This is a genomic window from Nonomuraea sp. NPDC048892 (genome assembly GCF_040649735.1).
In the GTDB taxonomy this organism is placed as follows: Bacteria; Actinomycetota; Actinomycetes; order Streptosporangiales; family Streptosporangiaceae; genus Nonomuraea; species Nonomuraea maheshkhaliensis.
This window is the reverse complement of sequence record NZ_JBEZFZ010000002.1, coordinates 611,209-635,301: the sequence shown is the minus strand read 5'-3', so window position 1 is coordinate 635,301 and position 24,093 is coordinate 611,209. Positions and strand designations below refer to the sequence as shown.

Sequence of the window (24,093 nt, the reverse complement as noted above, 5' to 3'; positions counted from 1 at the left end):
GGGGGTTGGTCAGGCGCTGACGGTGAACTCGTCCGGGGTGACGGCCGTGAGGAGGGGCCGGCCGGACAGGTGGCGTTCCAGTTCGTCGAGGGCGCTGTCGCTCATCCGCCAGGTCTCGCTGCCGAGCGAGCCGGCGATGTGGGGGGTGATCATGACGTTGGGCAGCTCGTACAGCACCGATCCGGCCGGGAGGGGCTCGGGGTCGGTGACGTCGAGGATGGCGTCGAGGCGGCCGGCGGCGCACTCGCGCTCGATCGCGGCGGTGTCCAGGACGGCGCCGCGGGCGGTGTTGATGACGGTGGTGCCGTCGCGCAGCAGGGCCAGCTCGGCCGCGCCGATGAGGTGGCGGGTCTCGGGCAGCGAGGGGACGTGCAGCGTGAGCACGTCGCAGCCGCGCAGCAGCTCCGCCAGCGGGACCAGGCGGCCGCCCGCCGCGCTCACCTCCGCCGCGGCGGCGTACGGGTCGGAGACCAGGACGTCCACCTCCAGGTCGCGCAGCCGCTCCACGACCCGGCGGCCGACCCGGGAGAAGCCGACGACACCGATCGTGCGGCCCCGGTTGGACAGCTCGCCGCGGCGGGTCACGTAGGACCAGTCGTCGCGGTGGGTGCGGGCGTCCTGGGCCAGGAAGGGCGCCTTCTTACCGGCGAAGATGATCGCGGCGAGGGTGAACTCGGCGACCGGGATCGCGTTGGCGTCGGCGGCGCTGGTCACGACGATGCCCCTGCGCCAGACCTCGTCGGTGACGAACGGGCGCACGGTGCCGGCGCAGTGGAAGACGGCGCGCAGCCGGGGCGCGTCGGCCAGCCGTTCGGCGGTCAGGGGCGGGCAGCCCCACGACGTCACCAGCACCTCGCTCTCGCGCAGCCGCCGCCGTGCGGAGGGGGTGTCCAGCTCGGGGGTCCAGATCGGGTCGGCGAGTTCGGTGAGGGCGCGCAGCCGGCGCAGCTGCCGCTGCCCGAACTGCACGTCCAGCGTGGCCTGGTCCATGACCAGCAGGGCCCGGGGAGCCTCGCTCACCGGAGCGGTCCCGGGCGGCTCGCGACTCGTGATCTGGCGTTCAAGCTGGGTCTCCTCGGGGTGCGGGGGCTCGGGGCGGGGTCTCCCGATCGGCCGCCCGGAGCGGGACTCCGGCCGGCCGATCGGCAGGCGTTGCGGCCGGCGTTTCGGTGGGCCTTTCGGGCGGCCGATCGGGCGGCGTTTCGGCAGGCGTTTTGGCAGGCGTTTCGGGCGGCGCACGATCGATTTCGCTCATCTGTGATCGGACGGCATTGCACCGGAGTTAAGCGTGGCCGCTCGTCCTCCGTCAAGAGGCAATCGGATCGTTTCGATCAGCATTGCTCGCCTTAGATCACAACTGGTCAACGAAAGCGCCGCCGGTCCGGTGACCGCTTGACGTGCTCCCGTGGCGCTGTAACCATCCCGTGAATCCGTGGTTACGTAAACATGCAAGGCTGAAGGGATCTGTGCATGCCGCGCATACCCGACGATCCGGCGCTGTCGCCGTACACCGGGTGGACCCGGGCACATTGGGCGGCGCTGGCCGAGCGGCTGCTGCTGTCGGCCCGCCCCTTCGCGTCGCCGGGCCACGCGCGGATCTCCTTCCCCGGCCGGGCCGGCGGCTACGGCGCCGACGTGGACGGGCTGGAGGGCTTCGCCAGGACGTTCCTCGCGGCCGGGTTCCGGGTGGCGGGCGAGGGCGGCGACGACCCGCTCGGCCTCATGGAGTGGTATGCGCGCGGGCTGGCGACGGGCACGGATCCTGCCTCGCCCGAGCGCTGGGTCCGGCTGGACGAGCACGGCCAGGCCAAGGTGGAGGCCGCCTCGATCGCCCTGGTGCTACACCTGACCAGGCCGTGGCTGTGGGACCGGCTCGACGACGGCGTCAGGGAACGGGTCATCGCCTATCTGGCGCCGGCGGTGGGCGGTGAGTATCCGCCGATCAACTGGGTCTGGTTCCAGATCGTCGTGGAGCAGTTCCTGGCCTCGGTCGGGGGGCCGTACGAGCCGGGGGACATCGAGGCCGGGCTGGCGCTGACGGACGGTTTCGCTCGCGAGAACGGCTGGTACGCCGACGGGGCCGAGCGGTCCTACGACCACTACGCCGGATGGGCGCTGCAGTTCTACCCGCTGCTCTGGACCGAGATGGCCGCCGGCTCGCCCACCGGCTCGGCCGCCTTCTCGGCCGCCGCGGAGGAGCGGCGACCGGTCTACCTGGGGCGGCTGGAGCGCTACCTGCACGACGCGGTCCGCCTCGTGGGGGCCGACGGCTCGCCGCTGGTGCAGGGCCGCAGCCTGACCTACCGGTTCGCCGCCGCAGTCCCGTTCTGGCTCGGGGCCCGTTACGGCCTGGACACGCCGTCACCAGGGCTGCTGCGGCGCGCCGCCTCCGGCATCGCCCGGCACTTCGCCGACCGCGGCGCCCCCGACGCCAAGGGGCTGCTGTCTTTGGGCTGGCACGGGCCGTGGCGGCCGATCGCGCAGTCCTACTCCGGGCCCGGCTCGCCGTACTGGGCCGCCAAGGGGCTCTTCGGGCTGACCCTGCCGGCCGGTCATCCGGCGTGGACGGCCGTCGAGGAGCCGCTGCCGGTGGAACGGGACGACTACCAGCTCGTCGTGCCGTCGCCCGGGTGGCTGGTCAGCGGCACGCGCGCGGACGGGGTGGTGCGCGTGGTCAACCACGGCACCGACCACTCCCATCCGGGGTCCCACCTGGCCGACTCGCCGCTGTACGCGCGGCTCGCGTACTCCACCGCCACCTCCCCCGTGCTCGCGGGCCCGCACGCCGCGCGCCCGCTAGACCAGTCGGTGGCACTGCTCGACGCATCCGGCGAGCCCAGCCACAGGACCGGCTTCGACACCCTGCTCACGGAACGGCTTCCGACGGGAACGGCGGCGGGGGCGTCACGCTGGCGTTCGCACTGGGTCCAGCCCGACCCAACCGGCCCCGACCACGGCTCCGGCCGCCCGGGCCGGGTCCGGCTCGGCCCGTGGCTCCACGTACTCTCCCTGGTCCGCGGGCCGTGGGAGGTCCGCCTGGTGCGGGTGGGTTCGCCGGACGATCATACAGAGGAGCCGCAAGCCCGCCTACGCATCGGCGGCTGGCCCCTCCCATCCGACAACCCGCACCCTGGCACAGCTGCCGGTGCGGATGCCACCGCTGGTGCGGGCCTGAGCACGGGCGGGGATGCCGACAAGGGTGCCGACGTGGGGGCTGGAACGGTCGCGGGTGCCAGCGCGGGAGTGGGCGACAGCGTGGGGGCGGGGCTGAACGCGGGTGCAGACGCGGGAGCGGGTGCTGGCGTGGAGGCGAACGGCCGGATGTGCTCGTGCGTATTCGGCGGTGCGTCCCTGGACATCGCCGGGGTGACGTCGGCCGACGACGCCTCTCCCCTGGCGCCGTGGACGGTGGTGCCGTGGTGCGCGACCAGCGGCCCCGCTCGTGCGGAGGTCTGGCACGAGGCGGTGCTCTACCTCGGCGCCGGGGAGCCGGTCGAGCGACCCGTCGTCACGTGGCCCGGCCCTGCGGCCGACCCCGGGTCCGGCCCGGTTTCCGGCAGCGCGTCCAGCCCCGGGTCCAGTTCCGCGCCCGGCCCGGCTTCTGGCCCCGGGACCGGCCCGGACTCCGATCCGGCCCCTGGTCCGGAGGTCCCGTCGGATGTCCGGATCGTCTGGCCAGACGGGACCGTCGACAACTTCGACGTCTCCCGTCTGCTCGGCTGACCGCCCCGGCACCGACAGGTCCACCACAGAAGGCCAGCCGCCGGGCGTGACCGGCACCGCCTCACCGGCATCGGGGGCCCGGTGAGGCGGCCCGCTGAGGCAGCGCACTTAGGCAGCCCAGCGAGCCAGCCCAGCGAGCCAGCGCGGTGAGGCGGTGCGGGGTGGTCAGGTGGAGGAGTTGCGGACGATCAGTTGGGGGCCTACCACCACGCGATGGGCCGGACGGCGTGGGTCGCGCAGGCGTTCCAGGAGCAGGGTGAACGCGGCGCGGCCGATGGCGGCCTTGGGTGGGCGGATCGCGGTCAGTGGCGGGTCGCACAGCTCGGCCACCTCGTCGTCGTAGGTGACCACGGCCAGGTCGGCGGGCACTCGGATGCCGCGATCCTGGCAGCGTTCGACCAGCGAGATCGCCTCCGGGTCCGAGTGCACGAGCAGGGCGCGCGTGCCCGTGGCCACGCAGGCGTCGAGGAGCTCGTCCAGCGCCCGGCCCCAGCCGGGGTCGCGCCGCTCGACCGTGTGGGCGTCGGGTGTCGCCTCGGTCTCCAGCCCCAACTCCTCGCAGGCCATCCGCCAGCCGGCCCGCACGTGCGGCGACGTCGGGCTGGTGATCGTGGTCATGATGCCGACCCGCCGGTGGCCCAGGACCGCCAGGTGCCGTACGGCCATCGCCGCCCCCAGGGCGTGATCGCTGACGACCGACTCCATGGCCTCGCGGTACGGCCCCACGGTCGCGGCCCGCTCGATGAGCACGACCGGCACGCCGGCCGCCTGCAGCCAGCGGACCAGTTCCTCGCCCTCGTCGCTCTCCGTCGTGGGTGCGACCAGCAGCCCGTCCACCCCCACGGACTCCACCAGCGAGGTCAGCTGCCGCCGTTCGTCGGCCACCTGGTACGTCGCCCCGCGCAGCACGACCCGGACCCCGGCCGCCGCGGCCGCCTCGCGCACGCCGCGGATGACGTCGGGATAGTAGTAGTCGAGCGAGGGCACGACCATGCCCACGGTCAGCTCCGGCGCGTCCCCCGTCTCGGCGGCGACGTCGCGGGCGAACCCGCCGGCCCTCGCCCCGCCCGCTCCCCCGAACCCACCGGCCGGCCCGGTCACGTCCGGGCCGCCTCCGCTGAAACCGCCGGTTCCCGTGAACGTGCCCGCCCCGCCGAGGCCGACCGCCCCGGCGAACGCGCCCGTCCCGCCGTAACCGCCGGCCGACGCCGGGTCCTGGGGGCGTTCGGCGGGGGCGGCGCCGCCGCGGACGCGGCGTACGGCGCCCTCCTCGGCCAGCAGCGTGATGTCGCGCCGGATGGTGATCGCGGAGACCGCCAGCTCGGAGGCCAGGTCGTGCACCCGCATGAGCCCGCGCCGCCGCAGCAGCTCCACCAGCCGCGAGCGCCGCTCATCGGGCAACTGCCCCTGTGTCTCCGGGCCGGCCATGGACACGCCTCCGCCTTGATCGTCTCGAACGGGCCCAGTGCTGTCTCCGGCAGGCGACACGCCGACGGCAACGTTGGTCATACTCCTCCTCGCGACGGCCCATAGTACCGATCGAAAGTGATCGAAGGTGAATTATCCCGGCACACACGTGATGCAATGATCACACATCCGCCGTCCACCTCTGACGGCCAGAGCCGAGCGCGGGCGCCGCGCCGCCCGAACGGCGGGCGCCCCGCCCGCCCGAACGCGGACGGCCCACGCGCCGAGAAGCCCCCATGGTAGGAGGCGTCGGCGGGCGGGCCGCCGGTGGAGACGACTCAGCCGCCCGATCGAGCCGCGGCGTCCTCCAGGCCGAGCAGGCCGACGGCCTCCGCGCGCATCTCGACCTTACGGATCTTGCCGGTGACCGTCATCGGGAAGCTCTCGACGAGGTGCACGTACCGGGGGATCTTGAAGTGCGCCAGGCGGCCGGCGCAGAACGCCCGGACGGATTCGGCGGTGAGCGGCTCGGCGCCCGGGCGCATGACGATCCAGGCCATCAGCTCCTCGCCGTACTTCGCGTCGGGGACGCCGATCACCTGGACGTCGGCGATGTCGGGGTGGGTGTAGAGGTACTCCTCGATCTCGCGCGGGTAGACGTTCTCGCCGCCGCGGATGACCATGTCCTTGATCCGGCCGACGATGTTGACGTAGCCGTCGGCGTCCATGGTGGCCAGGTCGCCGGTGTGCATCCAGCGGGCCGCGTCGATCGCCTCGGCGGTCTTGCCCGGCTCGTCCCAGTAGCCGAGCATCACCGAGTAGCCGCGGGTGCACAGCTCGCCCGGCTCGCCGCGCCGGGTCTCCAGGCCGGTGTCCGGATGTACGATCTTGACCTCCAGGTGCGGCATCACCCGGCCGACGGTCTCGGTGCGGCGGGCCAGGCCGTCGTCCCTGCGGGTCATCGTGGACACTGGGGAGGTCTCGGTCATGCCGTAGCAGATCGCCACCTCGCTCATGTGCATCTCGCTCGCCACCCGCTTCATCACCTCGACGGGGCAGGGCGAGCCGGCCATGATGCCGGTGCGCAGCGACGACAGGTCGAACTCGGCGAAGCGCGGATGGTCGAGCTCGGCGATGAACATGGTCGGCACGCCGTACAGGGAGGTGCACCGCTCGGCCTCGACGGCGCGCAGCGTCGCCTCGGGGTCGAAGCCGGGGGCGGGCAGCACGATGCAGGCGCCGTGGGAGGTGGCGCCGAGGTTGCCCATGACCATGCCGAAGCAGTGATAGAGCGGCACGGGCAGGCACACGCGGTCGATCTCCGTGTAGCCGACGCCCTCGCCGACGAAGTAGCCGTTGTTGAGGATGTTGTGGTGCGACAGCGTGGCGCCCTTGGGGAAGCCGGTGGTGCCCGAGGTGTACTGGATGTTGATCGGGTCGTCGAAGGCGAGCGTGGCGGCGCGCTCGCGCAGCGCGGCGGGGTCGGCGGCGCGACCCTGCCGGACGAGCTCGTCCCAGCCGGGCTCGCCGATGAACACCACCGGCTCGAAGCCGATCTCGGCCAGCATCGCCCGGTAGTCGCTGGTCTTGAACTGGACGGCGCTGACCAGCAGGCGCATGCCGGACTGGCGCACCACGTAGTCCAGTTCGTGGCTGCGGTAGGCGGGGTTGACGTTGACCAGGATGGCGCCGATCTTGGCGGTGGCGTACTGCGTGAGCACCCATTCCGCGCAGTTCGGCGCCCAGATGCCGACCCGGTCGCCCTTGGCGATCCCGCGCGCCAGCAGCCCCAGCGCGACCTCGTCGACGGCGGCGTCGAACTCCGCGTACGTCCACCGCCGCCCGGTGGCCACCTCGACCAGCGCCTCGCGGCCGGCGTACCGGGCCACGGAGCGCGCCAGGTTCTCCCCGATCGTCTCACCCAGCAGCGGAGCGGCGGAGACGCCGGATGCGTACGAGAGCAGTGAGTCAGCCATGATTGGCAGCATCCGACAGGATCGGCCGTCGCGCCACCCCCGTTGAGGGGCGAGCCGGGAAAAGCTCGGTACGCACACGCGAAAGAAGGCCGGCCGGGGTCGGCTCACGCCGGTGGAGCAGTCATCACCGGACCTGCCACCAGGCCTCGACGACGTGGCAGCCCTGCGGCTCACCGGAAACGAGCGAGTACGGTCCCGGATGGCCGGAGGTCTTGGTCTTCCACGGGCCGACGACCGTCCTCGTGTAGGGGTAGTGGGCCGAGTTGCACTTGGCGGCCACCCGGTACGTGCCGAATCCTCCCTGACACACCGCCCCCGCCACGTTCGTCGTCGAGTTGACGAAGCTGCTGCAGGCCCACACTTCGGCGTTCGCCGGCGTGGCGACCCCGGCGAGGGCGATCGTGCCGCCCGCCACCGCGCCCAGGACCCAGGCGAATCTCCGCATTGTGCCTCCTCTGTCTTCTTACGGCTTGGCTTGCACGTTTCATGGTCATCGTGTGCGTGGCCTGGAGACAGGGCGCGAGGAGGGCATCTCGCGGGCATCTTGCGGGCATACGGCGTCCGCCGGCCGGGACCGGATGGGCAGGCGATGCTCGGGGCTCAGGAGCGGTCGGCGGGCTCCAGGGCCGGGCCGAGGTTCTTGCGGTAGATGACGAAGTCGCACGGGGTGGCCAGGTGGGGTGACAGGTGCGGGTAGTCCTGCTCCACCGCGCCGGTGCCCACCGGCCGGTAGCCGATGCGGCCGTACCAGCCGGCCAGGAACTCCTTCGACGGGTGCCGCCACTCGCGCGGCACCAGCAGCTCCAGCTGCATCTCTGCGTGCCCGCGCGACCTGCCGCGCCGCTCGGCGAAGCGGACGAGCTCACGGCCGAGACCGATGCCCCGGTGCCGGGGCGAGGCGGCCAGCATGCCGAACTCGCTCGTGCCGGCGTCGAGCTCCTGCACGCGGACGCAGCCGGCGATCCGCCCGTCCACCAGCGCCACGACGATCTCGTCCGCCGCGACCAATCCGGCGATCTCCTCAGCCGACGTACGGACGGCGCCATCGGCCCACAGTCCTCGCTCCGCGTCCGCGTACACCTCGTTGACCAGCCCGGCCAGCTCGGACATGAGCCCGCCGTCGTCGGCGGCGCCCGCCGGGAGCGGCCGGATCTCGAACTCCGGCGTGTTCGTCATCTATGACTCCTTCACCATCGGTTGCGGGCCTCCTCCGCCCACCCGGTCAGGCCGTCGAGGCCGACCCAGGCGCCGTCGCCGGCCCGTACCCGGCCGCCGAAGTGCCCGAAGCACTGGTGGGTCTCCGAGCCGACGACGCCGAGCTCCGTCCGCGAGACCTTCTCGTGGAACGGGGTGAACTCCACCTCGACCCCGTCCCCCTCGACCCGCCACGGGCGCATCCAGTCGCCGCGGTCGTAGACCCACTCCAGCCGCGCCCCGATCTTGTGCAGCCGGCCGTCCAGGATGAGCGCGTTCTCGGTCAGGCCGGTGCCGTCGGTCCACTTGCCGCCGAGCTGGACGGCCCGCCCGGGGGCGCTGCCGGCGGCCCAGTTCCAGGATACGGAGTACGGCCACTTGCCCCGCCCATGGTCGAGCACCGCGAACGCGCCCGCGCCGACCTCGTGCTCCCGCCCGTCCAGCACGAGCCGCCCGCGCACCGGGCGGCCGACGTCTTTGACCGTGTACTGGAAGCGGCGCGGCCCCCACGGGATCACCACGCCGAGCGACTCGTGCCCGTCCGGCAGCGGGACCTCCAGCTCCGCCGTCACCCGTGGCGCGTGCGCGCGCAGCGACGTCCCGCCGGCCGTCTGCTCGATGACGATGCGCACGCCGCCGCCCTCGACCCTGGCCGTGCCCTGGCCGCTGCGCTCGGGGAAGGCGGCGCCGCGGGCCAGCGGCACCACGGCGTCGTGGCTCACCTCGGCGCCGGTCGCCCGGTCGAGCACGTAGACGCCGTGCACGCCGGCGTAGTCGAGCGAGGACGCCACCAGGGCGATCACGTGGGACGGGGTGACGACGCCCCAGTACTCCCAGCGCTTGGCCCGCCCCCAGCCGCGCAGGTTGGCGCGGTGCAGCGGTCGCCGGGTCCATCCGACGGCGTCCGGGTTGAGCCGGCCGTCGGGCAGGCAGAGATCCACGGGTTCGGTGATCTCCCGCTCGTGGGTCGGCATGGGATGAAAGGTACTAAAGCGGCGGGCGCCGCGTACCGCGGGGGAAGGGGCTCCGGTACGGCTACCCGCTGTGCGCGGGCGGGACGTGGGTGGGCAGCCGCAGCGCGATCACGGCGATGTCGTCCAGGCCCGTGGTGGGCAGCCCGCTGAGCAGCTTGTCGCAGAACTTCTCCACCGGCTCGCGGGCCAGGGTCTCGGCCAGCTCGCGCAGCCGTTCCAGCCCCACGTCCAGATGCTCGCCGGGCCGTTCGACCAGGCCGTCGGTGTAGAGGAGCAGCGTGCTGCGCGGCGGCAGCGGCCGCAGGGCGGAGGCGCACGTCTCGTCGTGGCGGAAGCCGAGCAGGGGGCTGGCCGCGCCCAGCAGGAAGCAGCCGGTGCCGTCGGGGGTGACCAGCAGCGGCGGCAGGTGGCCGGCCACCGCGTAGTTGAGGCGGTAGCCGTCGTGGCACGCCTCGACCCGGGCCAGCACGCAGGTGGCGGTGATGCCCTCGGTCAGGGACTCCATCGCGATGTTGAGCCGGGTGAGTATCTCCCCCGGCGGCTCGCGGCGGTCAATCGCGAGGGCGCGCAGCATGTTGCGGAGCTGGCTCATGACGACGGCGGCGGCGAGGTCGTGGCCGGCGACGTCGCCGATGGCGATGATGACGGCGCCGTCGGGCAGGACGAAGGAGTCGTACCAGTCGCCGCCCACCTCGGCGGCGGCCGGGCTGGCCCGGTAGCGGGCGGCGATGCGCAGATCGGGCAGGAGCGGCGGCTCGGCCAGCAGGCTGTGCTGCAGCGCCAGCGCGATCTGCTGCGCCCGCTGGAAGCGGATGGCGCTGCTCAGCGCGTCGTGCGCGTGGTCGAACATCTGGCTGAGCAGCGCGATGTCCGCCTGGCTGATGGGCGAGCGGTCGCCGCAGGCCACGGCGGTGACCACGGCGGGGACCGCGCCGTCGACCACGACGGGCAGGATGAGCATGCTGTTGACGCCGTTGGCCACCAGCCACGCCTGCGTTCCCGTGGGGGCCAGGTCGGGTGGCGGCTGTCCGGGCGGGAACCGCTTCAGTATCGGCCGCCGCCGTCGCACGGCCGTGACGAAGGCGTTGCCGGGGCCCAGGTACTCCTCGCTGTAGGTGGGCAGCGCGTTGAGGCCGCTGCGTGCCGCGCTGGCGATCCGTTCGGCGACGAAGGGGGTGCCGCCGCGCACGTTGCCGGTGAGGTCGGTGACGAGGTGGACGCCGCAGCCGTCGGCCAGGGCCGGCACGATCACGCCGGTCAGCGCGCCGAGCATGTCCTCCAGGCTCGTCAGGTCGGCCGTCGCCGCGGCGGCCCGGTCGAGCAGCCGCTGGCGGCGCCCCTCCCGCCACTCGTCCTCGACGTCGCTGCAGGCCCCCACCCACTCCACGACCTCGCCGTTCTCGCGGATCGGCACGGCGCGCACGTGGAAGTGCCGGTAGCCGCCGTCGGCCATGCGCAGCAGGTAGGAGTGCTCCCACACGTCCGCGACGGTTTCGACGGCGCGCCACCACGATTCGAGGGTGGCCGCGCGGTCGGCGGGATGGATCATGGCCAGCCAGCCCTGGCCGCGGAACTCCTCCCACGGCTGCCCGGTCACCCGTTCCCAGCTGGGGCTCGCCTCGATCACGTCGCCGTCGGGGCCGGTCACCCAGATGATCTGGGCGCTGATCCGCATGAGGCTGCGGTAGCGTCGCAGGATCCGGCTGCGCTCGTCGGCGATGGCCTGGACCTGCCGGGCGGCGGCGATCTGCTCGGTGACCTCCATGGCGACCACCAGCACGCCGTGGTCGCCAGGACCGAACGTGATCCGCGACAGGCTGGAGGTGAAGAAGCGCTCTTCGCCGTCCCGGCCCACGGGCGCGATGCTGGACGGCGCGGCGGTCAGGACGCACGGTTCGCCGGTGGCGAAGACCTGGTCGAACCGGGGCTGGGCGATGCCGGGGAGGGCCTCCGCGAGCGTGACGCCGAGGGGCGGGTCGCCGAACTGGGCCCGGTAGGTCGCGTTCATGTAGACGAGCCGGTGGCCGGGGCCGCGTGTCACCGCCACGCCGACCGGCGCCGGGTCGAGCACTTCGAACGCCAGGCCGCTCCCCCCGCGGCCGTGGGCAGCTTCCATCGTGACCTCCCCCGAGGGCCACTTCCCCAAGGTGGGGCCTACCCGCGTGCGGCGGGAAGACAACACGGCACGGCCGGTCACGGCGCCGGGACCCGGTCCCGGCACCCGGTGCGTACGGTGCCACAGGAGGGACGGGCGGGACCGCGGCGCTGCGAGGGAGACGGAATGGAAAACCTGCCGGCGAGTTTCGCGAGTCCCCTTTCCGAGGCCAGAATCTTGACCATGACCCCTCACTCTCCGCTCGTCCCCGGTGACCCTTCACGTCTGGGAGGCCGCGAACTCCTGGGCCGGCTCGGCGAGGGCGGCCAGGGCGTGGTGTACCTGGCCGTGGAGCGGGACACGCGGGTGGCGGTCAAGTGGCTGCGCGGCGACCAGTCGGACGACTCGGTCAGCGTGGCGCGGTTCCTGCGGGAGGCGGAGGTGGCCAGGCGGGTGGCGCCGTTCTGCACCGCGGCCGTGCTGGACACGGGGGTGGAGCAGGGGCGGCCGTACATCGTGAGCGAGTACGTCGCGGGCCCCTCCTTGCAGCAGATGGTGCAGCGGGAGGGGCCGCGCTCGGGTGCGGCGCTCGACCGGCTGGCCATCGGCGCCGCGACCGCCCTGGCGGCGATCCACCGGGCCGGCATCGTGCACCGCGACTTCAAGCCGGCCAACGTCATCCTCGGCCCCGACGGGCCGCGCGTGATCGACTTCGGCATCGCCCGCGCGGTCGCCGCCACCTCGACGATCAGTGCCACGCCCGTCGGCACGCCCGCGTACATGGCGCCCGAGCAGATCGCCGGTGACGTGACCGGGCCGGCGGCTGACATGTTCTCCTGGGCCGGCACGATGGTCTACGCCTCCTGCGGGCGGGGGCCGTTCGGCAACGAGGCCGTGCAGCAGGTGATCAGCCAGGTGCTCTCCGCCCCGCCCGACCTGGGGCGGCTGTCGGGGCCGCTGCGCGAGGTGGTGCTGCGGTGCCTGTCGAAGAACCCGGCCGAGCGGCTGACGGCCGAGCAGGTGATCAAGCGGCTGCTGGCGCATCCGGTGCCCGACTCCGGCCTGCTCGCCTCGGGCGCCATGCGGGCCGCGCCGTCCGGCGGCCCCGAGCAGCACGGGAGGTCGCGGGCGTGGCCGGTCACCGCGGGCGTCACGGCGATCGTGGTGGCGCTGGGGGTGTGGGCCGCGGTCGCGCCGCCGTGGGCGGCCCCGCCCGCGAAGCAGGTCGCGGTCTCCAGCCCGGCGGCGACGCCGCAGGTCACGCGGTCCATCGCGGCCGAGACGCCGGTGAAGACGCCGGTGAAGACGACGCTGCCGGGCGGCGCGATCACCCTGTACGAGCACCCGTCGGACCCGATCGCGCTGACCGCGTACGAGGTCTACGAGAAGAAGGCCGACGACGACGTCGACTACGCCAGGCGGTCGCTGCGCGGCGCCTCCTTCGACCGGCACGCGGGCAACTGGGAGTCGCTGGTCTCCCCCGACGGCCGCTATCTGGCGGGGCGGCAGAAGGACTACACCTCGCAGGGCTACGACTCGGTGCTGCTCAACGACAGGACGATGGGGTCGAGCTTCCGGGTCATGACCGTGCGCAAACCGCTGATCAGCACCATCCGCTCCTGGTCGCGTGACAGCTCCCGCCTCCTGCTCAACATCGACAAGAAGGTCAAGGGCGACGACGGCAAGGACGAGTGGATCTCCCTCGGGTTCGCCGTCGTGGACGTGGCGCGGGGCAAGGCGGACGTCGTCGAGGTGGCCGACGAGTCGATCCGCGGCTCCGACTTCGGCTGGGACGCCACCGACACGGGCGTGGTCATCGAGTACGGCGACGACGACGGGCTGCGCCTCTTCGACCGCTCCGGCAAGCGCGTACGAGACCTGCCGGGGGTCGGCTCGACCGCGTCGGGCACCACGGACCTGTTCTCCCCTTCCGGCGCCATGCTCGTGACCGACTGCCCCGAGAGCGACGGCGGTGATCACTGCCTGTGGGACACCCGTACCGGGGCGCAGGTACGCGCGTTCACCTCCGACTGCGACAAGGTGCTCGGCTGGTACGACGAGTCGCACCTGTTCTGCTGGGAGCTGGACAACGCCTCGCTCGACGAGGTGCGGGTGGTGGACTTCGACGGCAAGCTCGTCCGTACGCTGCTCCAGGTGCCGGAGAAGCTCGACCTCACCCCGCTGTTCACCGTCAGGCCGGCCGGCTCCTGAGGCCGGTCAGCCGCCGCCCGGCCGTCCGAGCCGCAGCAGCAGGTCCTTGACCTGCGTGGCCTCATATCGGTCCCTGGCCTCGGCCGGGTCGGAGCAGAGCAGGACGGGCGCGTCCGCGGCCCCCGCGGGCAGCAGCCCGTGCGAGCCGCGCACGGCCCTGGCGCCGGCGTCGAGGCCGACGACGTTCATCAGGTAGCGCAGCCCCAGCTTCTTGCGCAGCAGCGCAACGCCGGCGCGGCGCTTGGCCGCCGCCGGAGCGGCCGGGTCGAAGAAGAGCTCGGCGGGGTCGTAGCCGGGTTTGCGGTGGATCTCGACCAGGCGGGCGAAGTCGGGGGCGCGGGCGTCGTCCAGCCAGTAGTAGTAGGTGAACCAGGCGTCGCGGTCGGCGAGCAGCACCAGCTCGCCCGAGCGCGGATGGTCCAGGTCGTGCGCGGCCTTGCCGCCGGCGTCGAGCACGGTGGCGACGCCGCCGATCGAGGCGCACAGCTTGGCGACGGCGGGCACGTCGGCGGGGTCGCGGACGTAGACGTGCGCGATCTGGTGGTCGGCGACAGCGAACGCCCGCGACGTCCACGGGTCGAGGTACTCCATGCCGTCCTGGGTGTGCACGCGCAGCAGGCCCTCGGCGCGCAGGGCGCGGTTGACGTCCACGGGGCGGGAGACGTCGGTGATGCCGTACTCCGACAGCACCACCACGGTCCGCTCCCCGGCGGCGTCCAGCAGCGGCGCCAGCACGCCGTCCAGCTCGGCGGCCGCGGCGGCGCAGCGCGGGTCGCCGGGGCCGTAGCGCTGCAGGTCGTAGTCGAGGTGCGGCAGGTAGGCGAGGGTGAGGTCGGGGTCGCGGGTGGTCATGATGTGCCGGGTGGCGCCGGCGATCCACCGCGAGGAGGGCAGGCCGGCGCCCGGCCCCCAGTAGGTGAACAGGGGGAACGTGCCGAGCTCGGCGGTGAGCTCGTCGTGCAGCTCGGGCGGGTCGGTGTAGCAGTCGGGGTCCTTGCGGCCGTCGGCACGGTAGATGGGCCTCGGGGTGACCGTCCAGTCGACGTCGGCGCCCATGGCGTACCACCAGCACACGTTGGCGACCGTGTACCCGGGCCCGGCGGCGTGCCACAGCTTCTCCCCGCCGACCAGGGCGTTGTGCTGGCGCCAGAGCAGCACCTCGCCGAGGTCGCGGAAGTACCAGCCGTTGCCGACGATCCCGTGGCCGGACGGGGGCAGCCCGGTGAGGAACGTGGACTGGACCGAGCAGGTGACGGCGGGCAGGACGGTGCCGAGCTCCGCCTGGAAGCCCTGGGCGGCGACGGCGCGCAGGCGGGGCATGTGCGCGAGCAGCCGAGGGGTGAGCCCGACCACGTCCAGGACCAGCAGTTTCGTCATCCGGTCACTCCCAGCTCGCGCAGCTCGGTACGGGCGAATTCCAGCTCGGCGGCGATGCCGGCGGCGAGGTCCGCGGCGGTCGCCGGGCGCAGGGCGGGCGGCAGCACGCTCCAGGTGTAGGTCTCGACGTCGTAGTGGTCGCACAGGGGCTCTGGCCCCCCGGCCAGCTCGGTCAGGGCCTCGCGCAGCACCGGGATGGTGGTGGTCAGCGGCGGGGCGGGGTCGGCGTGCAACGGCACGTGGTAGTGGACCCGCCACGGCGCGGGCAGGCCGCGCTCCAGCGCCTCGTCGAGGTCGTCGGCCGCGTCGCCGGCCGGGGTGCGGGTCTGGTGCAGGAAGCGCGGCTCGGCGTACTCGCGCAGGGCCGCCGGGCTGGCGGTCTCCAGGGCGGCGGACAGCTGCACCTTGACGATGGGCAGGCCGGCCGCGCGCAGCGCCTTCAGCGCGGCGGACGGCTGCTCCCAGGCGCAGGCCAGGTGGGCCAGGTCGAGGCAGAGGCCGAGCCGTTCCGTGTCGGCGCCGGCCAGGTGCGTGATGGCCTGGGCGGTGGTCTCGACGACGCAGCCGGGTTCTGGTTCGAAGCCGACGCGTACGGTCCTGCCGGTGCCCGACTCGATGCCGGCCAGGCCGGCGGCCAGCTCGTCCAGGTGGCGGGCGGCCGCGTCCGCCATGGCGGTGTTCCACGGCTCGCGCCAGGCGAGCGGCAGGGTGGAGACCGAGCCGCGGGCGGCGTCGTCGGGCAGCAGGCCGGCCAGCACGCGGGCCAGGTCGAGGGTGTAGGCGAGCCGGTCGGAGGTGGTCCAGTCGGGGTGGTAGACGGCCTGCTTGACGACCGGGTCGTGGAAGGAGCGGTACGGGAAGCCGTTCAGCGTCACGACCTCCATGCCCCGCACGTCGAGCTCGCGGCGGAGTTTCCGCAGCCGCGCCGGGTCCGCGGTCAGCTCGGCGGCGACCGGCGCGGCCAGCCACAGGCCGAGGCCAAGCACGCCGGTGCCGAGCGCGGCCCTGATGGGGACGGCGTAGGCGTCGAGCTGGGCGATGATGCCGCCGAGGTCCTCGGCCGGGTGCACGTTGGTGCAGTAGCCGAGGTGCAGCGGCATCCCCGAGGGGTGGCGCAGGCGCATCACTCGCCGCCGCGCCTGATCGAGCTGCCCGCGAACGTCGGCTCGGCGAACGACGGTTCGGCGTCGGTGAGGCCGGTCAGGTCGAGCCGTCCGGACTGGGCGTAGAACTCGACGGGGTTGCGCCACATCACCCGGTCCACGTCCTCGTCGCCGAACCCGGCCGCCAGCATCGCCCTGGCGGTCTCCAGCGTCAGCAGCGGGTCGGAGACGCCCCAGTCGGCGGCCGAGTTGATCAGCACGCGTTCGGTGCCGTACCGGCGCAGGATCTCCACCATGCGCGGCGGCGACATCTTCGTCTCGGGGTAGATCGAGAAGCCCATCCAGCAGCCGGTGCCGCTGACGAGCCCGACGGTGACCTCGTTGAGGTGGTCGACGGCCACCCGTCCGGGGTCGATGCCCGAGGCGGCCACCAGTTCCAGGGTGCGCCGGGTGCCGCGGGCCTTGTCGCGGTGCGGGGTGTGCACGAGCGCGGGGAGGTCGTGCTCGATCGCCAGGGCGAGCTGGCGTTCGAACGCGTCGTCCTCCTCGGGGGTCATGGAGTCGTAGCCGATCTCGCCGACCGCGACCACGCGGTCCTTGTCCAGGTAGCGGGGCAGCAGGTCCAGCACGGGGACGCAGCGCGGGTCGCCGGCCTCCTTGGGGTTGAGCGCGATCGTGGCGTGGTGCACGACGCCGAACTGCGCCGCCCGGTACGGCTCCCAGCCGAGCAGCGAGTCGAAGTAGTCGGTGAACGAGCCCGGGTTCGTCCTGGGCTGGCCGAGCCAGAACGACGGCTCCACCACGGCCAGCACCCCGGCGGCGGCCATGCGCGCGTAGTCGTCGGTGGTGCGCGATGTCATGTGGATGTGCGGGTCGAAGATGCGCATCAGGTCTCCTCGCTGGTGAGCCGGCGGAGCAGGGCCGAGGCGTCCGGTGGCATGGGGCGGCCGGCGGCTTCGCGTTCCTCGGCGAAGGCGGCCAGCATCGCGGCCAGCTCCGCGTCGGCCCGCTCGTCCAGCCGGTCCACGGCATCGAGCGGGACGCCGGTGAACACGCACTTGAGCACCGCCTGCCGCCAGGCCGCCTGATCGAGGTGGCGGGCGTAGGGGCCGAGGGCGGCGGCGAGCAGGCGGGCGTCGTTCGTGCGCAGGGCGTCCAGCAGGAGGTGGACGGCGGCCGTGCCGATGGGGAGCAGGGGCAGGGCCTTGAGCACGGCCCGCTTCTCGTCGGCGTCGCCGTACCGGTAGAGGTCGAGTGTCTCGGGGGTGAGGCGGTCCGGCGGGAGCGCGGCCAGCAGCAGCGCGCGTGCGGCCTCGTCGGCGCTCCAGCCGGGCACGCCGGGCAGCGGGGTCCGCCCGGCCCGGCGGCCGGCGGCGGCGAAGGACCGCGCGATGCTGCCTGGCCGGTCGGCGGCGGCCTCGATCGCGCCGTCCAGCCAGGTTCGCTGCGGATGATCACGGAACGCGGCTCGCAACCGCTCGGCCGTCACCTCGGACGCCTGTACGGGCTGCTTCACGTGCGGGCTCCTTCGGGGACGGGCAGGGACTCCTGCGACTCCTGTTCGGCGCGGCGCAGGAAGGACAGGGAGCGGGCCGCCACGTCGGGAGCCGCGTGCGAGTGGCGCGGCAGCTCGACGGCGACCAGGCCCCGGTAGCCGCAGCCGGCCAGGGCGGCCAGCACCGGCGGGAAGTCGATCTCGCCCTCGCCGAACTCCAGGTGCTCGTGCGTCCCCCTGCGCATGTCGTCGATCTGCACGTTCACCAGGTACGGCGCGACGGCCTCGACGCAGGCGGGCACCGGGTCGGGCTCGTTGCAGCGGCAGTGGCCGATGTCCAGGGTGAGGCCGAACCCGTCCGGCTCGCCGAGCGCCCGGCGCAGCGCGTGCCAGCCGGCGATCGTCTCGACCAGCATCCCGGGCTCGGGCTCGAACCCCAGCGGCACGCCGTGCGCGGACTCCATCAGCCGGGCGCAGCCCCGTACCAGCCGGTCCCGGGCCCGCCGCGGCGGCACGTGCGGCGGGCGTACCCCCGACCAGAACGACACCGCCTCCGCGCCCAGGTCGGCGCCGATGCGGGCGGCGCGGCACAGGAAGTCCACCCGCCTGTCGTGGTCGTCGTCGAGCAGGGTGGGGGCGTGCTTGCGGCGGGGGTCGAGCAGGTAGCGGGCGCCGGTCTCGATGACGACGGCCAGCCCGAGCGTACGCAGCCGGTCGGCGACCGCGGCCACCCGCCCGGCCAGGCCGGGGGCGTAGGGGTCGAGGTGGTGGTGGTCGAGGGTGAGGGCGACCCCGGTGTAGCCGAGATCGGCGATGACGTCGAGGGCGTCGGTGAGGCGGTGGTTGGCGAAGCCGTTGGTGCCGTAACCGAATCGGATCATGTCGGGGACAGCTTTCTGGCCAGGCGGCGGGCCACCGGGACCGCCGCGGCGATGGCGAGACCGATGCGCGGCGCACCGGCCCGCGCGACCAGCGCGCCCTGGAGGGCGGGCAGGCCGACGATCCCGGCCGTCACGGCCTCCCGGACGCGCTCCGCCGTGGGCTCGGCTACGGCCCGGGTCTGCGCGGACCCGAACTGCCCCGCGTACCAGAGAGCCAGCCCGGCCCGGACGACGGCGGGCCAGGACTCCCCCAGGGCCCGCCGTGCCAGGCCGACGGCCGAGGTGGGGCCGGGCGTCCCGGAAGGCTCATGACCGTGCGGGACGACGGCGGTCGTCGAGTGGCCCGCGACGGCGGCGGTCAGGGTGAGGGTGGCGGCCAGAGTCGTAGCGGGGGTGCGGCGGGTGGTACCCGCCGTCTCGCCACGGGACAGGGCGGTGAGCAGGTACGTGTGGGCGGCGACGGAGAGGGCGGCGGGCAGCGCGGCGGCGGGCGAGCGGCCGGGGGTGGCGCCCAGCAACACGTCCAGGCCCCGGCAGAGCGCCATCGCGGCCGGTCCAGCTCGGGTGTTCTTGGCGGCCAGATCGTACGCCCAGACGGCGCCGGCCAGCGGCACGGCCACGGCCAGGGCGCGGCGGCCCCCGGTCAGACCCGCCAGGGCGAGGCCCGCGACGGTGAGCCCGGCGGCCACCCCCAGAGCCGTGCCCGGCGCGACCCGCCCCGAGGGGATGGGGCGCTCCGGCCGTTCGACGGCGTCGAGGTGGCGGTCGGCCCAGTCGTTGGCGGCCATGCCGGCCCAGTACAGGCAGATCGACGAGCAGGCCAGCCCGGCCGTCCGCCCGCCGAGCGCCCGCCCTGCGGCGGCGCCGGCGAGCACGTCACCGGGAACCGACAGCGCGGCCGGCGCCCGAACGAGTTCCAGCAGGTCCCGTGGCCCCGCCATGGTCACCCTCCTCACCGCCGGCCACTCGGCCCCCGGCTCGCAGCCTCGTCATGGACAGACACACCCACCGGCAACCGGCCGACGTCACACCCCACTGTCGCCACGCTCCCGGCGCCACGCCCAGCCGTCGTCGCGCGATCGGCGTCCACGGTCGGTGGGCGGGTCACTCCGATGCCTGGGGGGTGAGGGTGTCGACCAGGTCGCACAGGGAGCGCCACTGTTCGGCGAGCCCGTGGGAGACCTCCCCCAGAGGGTCCTTGAAGAAGAAGGCCAGTTCCGTGAGCGGGCCCGAGCGGCCGGCCTGGGCGGCGGCGGTGCTCAGGCGGGCGAGGTCGAGGATGAGGGGGGCGGCCAGGGCCGAGTCGCAGCCGTGCCAGGTGAACTCCATGCGCATCGCCGTCCCGAGGAAGCCCTCGAAGGTGACGAGGTCCCAGGCGGTCTTGAAGTCGCCGAGGTCCTCCAGATAGTCGATGCGCGTGTCGCCCTGCGGCGCGTAGCCGAGCGTCTCGGCCAGCACCCGCTGCTTGCTGGCGGCCTTGGCGGCGTTGGCGCCGGGTCTGGCCAGGTTGGCGCCGTCGCCCCCGCCGAGCAGGTTGACGCCGGACCAGGTGCGCACCCTGAGGTTGCGCTGGGCGAACATCGGCGCGAGCACCGACTTCACCAGGGTCTCGCCGGTCTTGCCGTCGTGCCCGGCGTACGGGAGCCCCCGCTGGAGGGCCAGGTCGGCGAGGGCGGGCAGGCGGGCGCCGGTCGAGGGGGTGAAGTCGACGTACGGGCAGCCGGATTCGAAGGCGGCGTACGCGGTGAGGGCGCTGGGTGGCAGCACCGGGTCGGGCCCGTCGAGGGCGGCCCGGAGCGCGGTGAGTGAGGCGTGGGCGGGATGCGGGGGCGGGACGGGTTCGGTGGACGAGACGTTGATGACGACGACGCGTTCCAGGGCGTGTTCGCGGCGGAAGTGGTCCAGGTCGACGGCGATGGCGGCGGCGGTCTGCGCCTGGGTGGGGGCGGTGGGCACCGGCCGGAGGTCCCGCTCGATGACGGCCAGGTCGCCCTGGACGGCGCGGGCCAGGGCGGCCGGCACCACCCCGGCCTCGGCCAGTTGGGCGGCCTTCTTCTCCAGGGGGACGGAGGTGACGTCGTGGCCTCCGAAGACGAGGTCGCCGATGCCGGGCCGGACGCGGTCGCGCAGGGCGGGTGACTCGAGGACGCAGCCGGTGGGCCCGGTCAGGCCCGCCCGGACGGCCAGCGCCCCGATCATGCTCGTGACGGCGACCGAGCCCCGGGCTCCGATCAGCCATGCTCCCGTTCTCATACAGTCTCCTTCGCGCGCGGGCGGTGCTCGCCGCCCCCGCGGGTGCTGCTCCCGTGGTGGTCGTAGGTGTGTATGGAGACGAAGGAATGATCGGACTAGTGACCAGGATCCGCCCGAATCGGCCGCCGTTCAAGGAGGACACGAATCTTGTTCACATCCCCTCCTGGGGGACTGTCAGCCCTTCAGGCCGCCGCTGAGCAGGTCCAGCCGCCAGAAGCGCTGCAGGAACAGCAGCAACGCGATGAGCGGGATCACCGACACGGCGGCGCCCACGATCGCGATGCCGTAGAGGGCGGGCTCGGACGACCCCTTGGACAGCAGCGTGTAGAGGCCCACGGTGATCGGGAACTTGGACTGGTCGGACAGCATGATGTACGGCAGCAGGAAGTTGTTCCACGTGCCCACGAAGTGCAGCATGAAGATCGTCACCATGCCGGGGACCATCATGGGCAGCCCGATGGAGCCGAAGATGCGATATTCGCTCGCCCCGTCGATCCTGGCCGCCTCCAGGGTGGCGTCCGGCACCGAGGACAGGGCGTACACGCGGGCGAGGTAGATCCCGAACGGCGAGATGAGGCTGGGCAGCAGGACCGACCAGTAGCCGCCGACCAGGTTCAGCTCCGACATGATCAGGTACTGCGGGATGGCCAGGGTCATGCCGGGCACGAGCACGCCGGCCAGGATCGCGTAGAACAGCACGCCGCGGCCCCGGAACTCGTACTTGGCCATGCCGTAGCCGGCCAGGGTCGAGATGAGGGTGGAGGCGGCGGAGCCGGCGACGGCGTACAGGGCGCTGTTGGCCGCCCATCGCACGAACTGGCCGTCGCCGTACGCGAACAGGTCGCGCAGGTTGTCCAGCAGGCCGGTGCCGGGGGCGAAGGTGAAGGTGGAGAAGAGCTCGGCACTGGACTTGGTCGAGGCCACGATCACCCAGGCGACCGGCACCAGGCAGTAGAGCGCGCCGACGAGCAGGACGACGGTGGGCAGGACCTTGGCCCGCTGGTGCGGCAGCGGGTGCGCCTTCATCGCATGCCTCCGAACGCCCGCCGCTGGGTGAGCTTCAGCAGCACGACGGAGACGGCCAGGGTGCCGGCGGCCAGGACGACGGAGGCGGCCGAGGCCAGCGGCAGGTCGTCGCGGAGGAAGGCGTTGCGGTAGATCAGCATCAGGGGCACCCAGGTCTGGGAGATCTCGGTGGTCATCGGTTTGAGCGTGGTCGGCTCGCCGTACACCTGCAGCGTGCCGATGAGCGCGAACAGGCCGGTGAGCACGAGGGCGGGCGCGACCAGGGGGATCTTGACGTGCCAGGCGATCCGCCACTCGGAGGCGCCGTCGATGCGGGCGGCGTCGTACAGCTCGGCGGGGATGCCGCGCAGCGACGTGTAGATGATGATCATGTTGAAGCCGACGCCGCCCCAGATCGCGACGTTGGCCAGCGACGGGTAGATGCCGCCCGTGCCGAGGAACGGGATCTCGCCCAGCCCCAGCTCCCGGGTGAGGAAGCTGAAGGGGCTGGTCGAGGGCAGGTACATGAAGCCCCACAGGAGCGAGGCGGTCACGCCGGGGATGGCGTACGGCAGGAAGATCGCGGTACGCGAGAACCGGCGGCCGCGTGAGCCCGCGTAGTCGAGCAGCAGCGCGAACAGCAGCGCCAGCCCGAGCGTCAGCGGCACGCTGATCAGCCCGTAGAGGGCGAGCCGCCCGAAACCGGCCCAGAACTCGGGGTCGGTCAGCGTCCTGGCGTAGTTGTCCAGCCCGACGAAGACCTCCTGGCGGGTGCCGAAGATGCCGGTGCCGGTCAGCCGCAGGCCGCGGACGCTGAGGTAGACGGCGTAGCCGATCGGCACGGCCAGGAAGGCCACGAAGAGCACCACCGCGGGCGCGACGAACAGGTACGGCGCCCGCGACCCGCGGCGGGCGCCGGCGGGGACGGTCACGAGCCGGCGACCTTGAAGCCCGTGGCCTTCATGTCGTCCACCACGACCTGCTGCGTCTTCTTCAGCGCGTCGGCCAGCGGCGTCTTGTCGCGGACGGCGGCGGCCGCGGCGTCCTGGTAGGCGCTGGCGGCGGTGCCGACGTTCGGGCCCCAGCTGATGTGCGGAATCGTGTTCTGGGCCGCCTTGGCGGCGACCTGCCAGTAGTCCTTCTGCGCGCCGACCAGCTTGGGCGGCTCGCTGGTGCTGGTGGCCTGCTGGCCGGCCAGCGAGGCCGGGTACTCACCGGCGGCGATCTGGAGGTCGTTGGCCGTCTTGTCGGTGTTCATCCAGGCGGCGAACGTGGCGGCGGCCTGGACGTGCTTGGAGTTCTTGGTCACGGCGAGGGCGCTGCCGCCCTGGAAGGCCACGCGGGCGTCGCCGGCGGTCCACTGCGGCAGCGGCGCGATGGCCCAGTCGCCGGCCTGCTTCTCGGCGATGCCGTACAGCACGCCGGGGGCCCACAGGGCGCTCGGCCAGCTGAGGATCTTGCCCTTGTTCAGCTTGTTGTTCCACTCGGGGGTGAGCAGCGGCTCGGCCTTGACCAGGTCCTTGTCGATGAGCCCCTGCCAGAAGCCGGCCACCTCCAGGGAGGCCGGGTCGGCGATGCCCACGCTCCACGTGGTGTCCTGGACCTTCCACCAGGACGCGCCGGCCTGCTGGGCGAGCCCGGCGAAGTTGCCGAACTCGGCGGGGGCGAACGTGGCCAGGTACGCCTCAGGGTCCTTCTTACGCACCTGGGCGGCCACGTCGGCGAAGTCCTGCCAGGTGACGGGGACCTCGATCTTCAGTTCGTCGAAGCGCTTCTTGTTGTAGACGAACACCATCGGCCCGAGGTCCTGCGGCACCCCGTAGACGGCGCCGTCGAAGCTGGTCAGGGTCCACACGTCGGGGCTGAACGCGTCCTTGATCGGGCCGGTGTGGGCGGAGATGTCGGCCAGCGCCCCGGCCACGATCATGGCGGGCAGCGACTCGTACTCCAGGCAGGCGGCGTCGGGGGCGTTGCCCGCGCGGCCGGCGGTGAGCAGCTTGGCCGCCGTGTCGGTGCCGCCGCCCACGTCGGTGTGCTGGACCTGGATGTCCGGGTGGGCCTTGTTGAACGCCGCGACCTTGTCCTTCTGTCCCGAGCCCCAGCACCAGAACTGCAGCGTGACCGGCCCCGACTCGGCCGCCGGCGTGGTGGCGGCCGGGTCGCCGCCGCCGGTGCCCGAGGAGCAGGCGGCCAGGAGAGCCGCCATGCCGAGCGCCACGATCGAGCCGGAGGCCCCTCTGATACGCATCCCGCGTCTCCTTCTCCCGGAGTTGGCTTTGCAGGAAAGTCAACTTAGGGAACAGATGAGCTCCATGTCACTACTTGTGCAGATATTTCAGTACGGTTATGTGAGGGTACTTTCACGCGGCCGACATGTTAGCTTTGCTGCGAAGCCAAGC

At 73.1% G+C, this 24,093-nt stretch carries 19 protein-coding genes; 2 read left to right on the top strand and 17 right to left on the bottom strand.

What is annotated here, in order from left to right; translation table 11 throughout:
- Positions 1–9: 9 nt before the first annotated feature.
- Entirely contained in the window at positions 10–1,020 is a 1,011-nt protein-coding gene (locus AB0C28_RS08255) for a hydroxyacid dehydrogenase (protein WP_357842244.1), read from the bottom strand.
- Between the two features lie 450 nt (positions 1,021–1,470).
- Between AB0C28_RS08255 and AB0C28_RS08250 the strand changes: the two genes are divergently transcribed.
- Complete coding sequence (locus AB0C28_RS08250) at positions 1,471–3,723, top strand: DUF2264 domain-containing protein (RefSeq protein ID WP_358073442.1); 2,253 nt, start codon at positions 1,471–1,473, stop codon at positions 3,721–3,723.
- 165 nt (positions 3,724–3,888) lie between these two features.
- On the opposite strand, the gene AB0C28_RS08245 is transcribed toward AB0C28_RS08250, so the two are convergent.
- From AB0C28_RS08245 to AB0C28_RS08220, 6 genes are all read right to left on the bottom strand, one after another.
- Positions 3,889–5,151 (bottom strand): substrate-binding domain-containing protein, encoded by a 1,263-nt coding sequence (locus AB0C28_RS08245; RefSeq protein WP_358073594.1) that lies wholly within the window; start codon positions 5,149–5,151, stop codon positions 3,889–3,891.
- A gap of 317 nt (positions 5,152–5,468) precedes the next feature.
- Positions 5,469–7,106 carry an AMP-binding protein gene (locus AB0C28_RS08240; RefSeq protein ID WP_357842235.1) on the bottom strand — a complete coding sequence of 546 codons (1,638 nt, stop codon included), beginning with the start codon at positions 7,104–7,106 and terminating at the stop codon, positions 5,469–5,471.
- Between the two features lie 124 nt (positions 7,107–7,230).
- Complete coding sequence (locus tag AB0C28_RS08235; RefSeq protein WP_357842232.1) at positions 7,231–7,551, bottom strand: hypothetical protein; 321 nt, start codon at positions 7,549–7,551, stop codon at positions 7,231–7,233.
- A gap of 155 nt (positions 7,552–7,706) precedes the next feature.
- Complete coding sequence (locus tag AB0C28_RS08230) at positions 7,707–8,282, bottom strand: GNAT family N-acetyltransferase (RefSeq protein WP_358073441.1); 576 nt, start codon at positions 8,280–8,282, stop codon at positions 7,707–7,709.
- Positions 8,283–8,293: 11 nt separating this feature from the next.
- The gene (locus tag AB0C28_RS08225; RefSeq protein WP_357842226.1) at positions 8,294–9,274 is read right to left on the bottom strand and encodes a DUF2804 domain-containing protein; all 981 of its coding nucleotides are present in this window, start codon (positions 9,272–9,274) and stop codon (positions 8,294–8,296) included.
- A 61-nt stretch (positions 9,275–9,335) separates the two neighbouring features.
- Positions 9,336–11,390 (bottom strand): SpoIIE family protein phosphatase, encoded by a 2,055-nt coding sequence (locus AB0C28_RS08220; RefSeq protein WP_357842223.1) that lies wholly within the window; start codon positions 11,388–11,390, stop codon positions 9,336–9,338.
- A 222-nt stretch (positions 11,391–11,612) separates the two neighbouring features.
- Between AB0C28_RS08220 and AB0C28_RS08215 the strand changes: the two genes are divergently transcribed.
- Complete coding sequence (locus AB0C28_RS08215; RefSeq protein WP_358073440.1) at positions 11,613–13,580, top strand: serine/threonine-protein kinase; 1,968 nt, start codon at positions 11,613–11,615, stop codon at positions 13,578–13,580.
- Positions 13,581–13,586: 6 nt separating this feature from the next.
- Here the strand turns inward: AB0C28_RS08215 and AB0C28_RS08210 are convergent, their stop codons facing one another.
- The 10 genes from AB0C28_RS08210 to AB0C28_RS08165 form a co-directional block, all read right to left on the bottom strand.
- Positions 13,587–14,957, bottom strand: a complete 1,371-nt coding sequence (locus AB0C28_RS08210) for a nucleotide pyrophosphatase/phosphodiesterase family protein (protein WP_358073439.1) — start codon at positions 14,955–14,957, stop codon at positions 13,587–13,589.
- Positions 14,954–16,081: a metabolite traffic protein EboE gene (eboE, locus tag AB0C28_RS08205; RefSeq protein WP_358073438.1), complete on the bottom strand. Its 1,128-nt coding sequence runs from the start codon at positions 16,079–16,081 to the stop codon at positions 14,954–14,956. The genes AB0C28_RS08210 and eboE overlap by 4 nt, the downstream gene beginning before the upstream one ends.
- Positions 16,081–16,947 (bottom strand): TatD family hydrolase, encoded by an 867-nt coding sequence (locus tag AB0C28_RS08200; RefSeq protein ID WP_357842211.1) that lies wholly within the window; start codon positions 16,945–16,947, stop codon positions 16,081–16,083. The genes eboE and AB0C28_RS08200 overlap by 1 nt, the downstream gene beginning before the upstream one ends.
- Positions 16,947–17,576: an EboA domain-containing protein gene (locus AB0C28_RS08195; RefSeq protein ID WP_357842208.1), complete on the bottom strand. Its 630-nt coding sequence runs from the start codon at positions 17,574–17,576 to the stop codon at positions 16,947–16,949. Before AB0C28_RS08195 ends, AB0C28_RS08200 begins: the two co-directional genes overlap by 1 nt.
- Positions 17,573–18,436: a sugar phosphate isomerase/epimerase family protein gene (locus AB0C28_RS08190; protein ID WP_358073437.1), complete on the bottom strand. Its 864-nt coding sequence runs from the start codon at positions 18,434–18,436 to the stop codon at positions 17,573–17,575. Before AB0C28_RS08190 ends, AB0C28_RS08195 begins: the two co-directional genes overlap by 4 nt.
- Complete coding sequence (locus AB0C28_RS08185) at positions 18,433–19,377, bottom strand: SCO3242 family prenyltransferase (protein WP_357842202.1); 945 nt, start codon at positions 19,375–19,377, stop codon at positions 18,433–18,435. Before AB0C28_RS08185 ends, AB0C28_RS08190 begins: the two co-directional genes overlap by 4 nt.
- Before the next feature lie 163 nt (positions 19,378–19,540).
- Positions 19,541–20,689 (bottom strand): inositol-3-phosphate synthase, encoded by a 1,149-nt coding sequence (locus AB0C28_RS08180; protein ID WP_357842199.1) that lies wholly within the window; start codon positions 20,687–20,689, stop codon positions 19,541–19,543.
- 174 nt (positions 20,690–20,863) lie between these two features.
- Entirely contained in the window at positions 20,864–21,715 is an 852-nt protein-coding gene (locus AB0C28_RS08175) for a carbohydrate ABC transporter permease (RefSeq protein ID WP_357842196.1), read from the bottom strand.
- Positions 21,712–22,626: a sugar ABC transporter permease gene (locus AB0C28_RS08170; protein WP_358073436.1), complete on the bottom strand. Its 915-nt coding sequence runs from the start codon at positions 22,624–22,626 to the stop codon at positions 21,712–21,714. Before AB0C28_RS08170 ends, AB0C28_RS08175 begins: the two co-directional genes overlap by 4 nt.
- Positions 22,623–23,942, bottom strand: a complete 1,320-nt coding sequence (locus AB0C28_RS08165; RefSeq protein WP_357842191.1) for an extracellular solute-binding protein — start codon at positions 23,940–23,942, stop codon at positions 22,623–22,625. The genes AB0C28_RS08170 and AB0C28_RS08165 overlap by 4 nt, the downstream gene beginning before the upstream one ends.
- Positions 23,943–24,093: the final 151 nt, after the last annotated feature.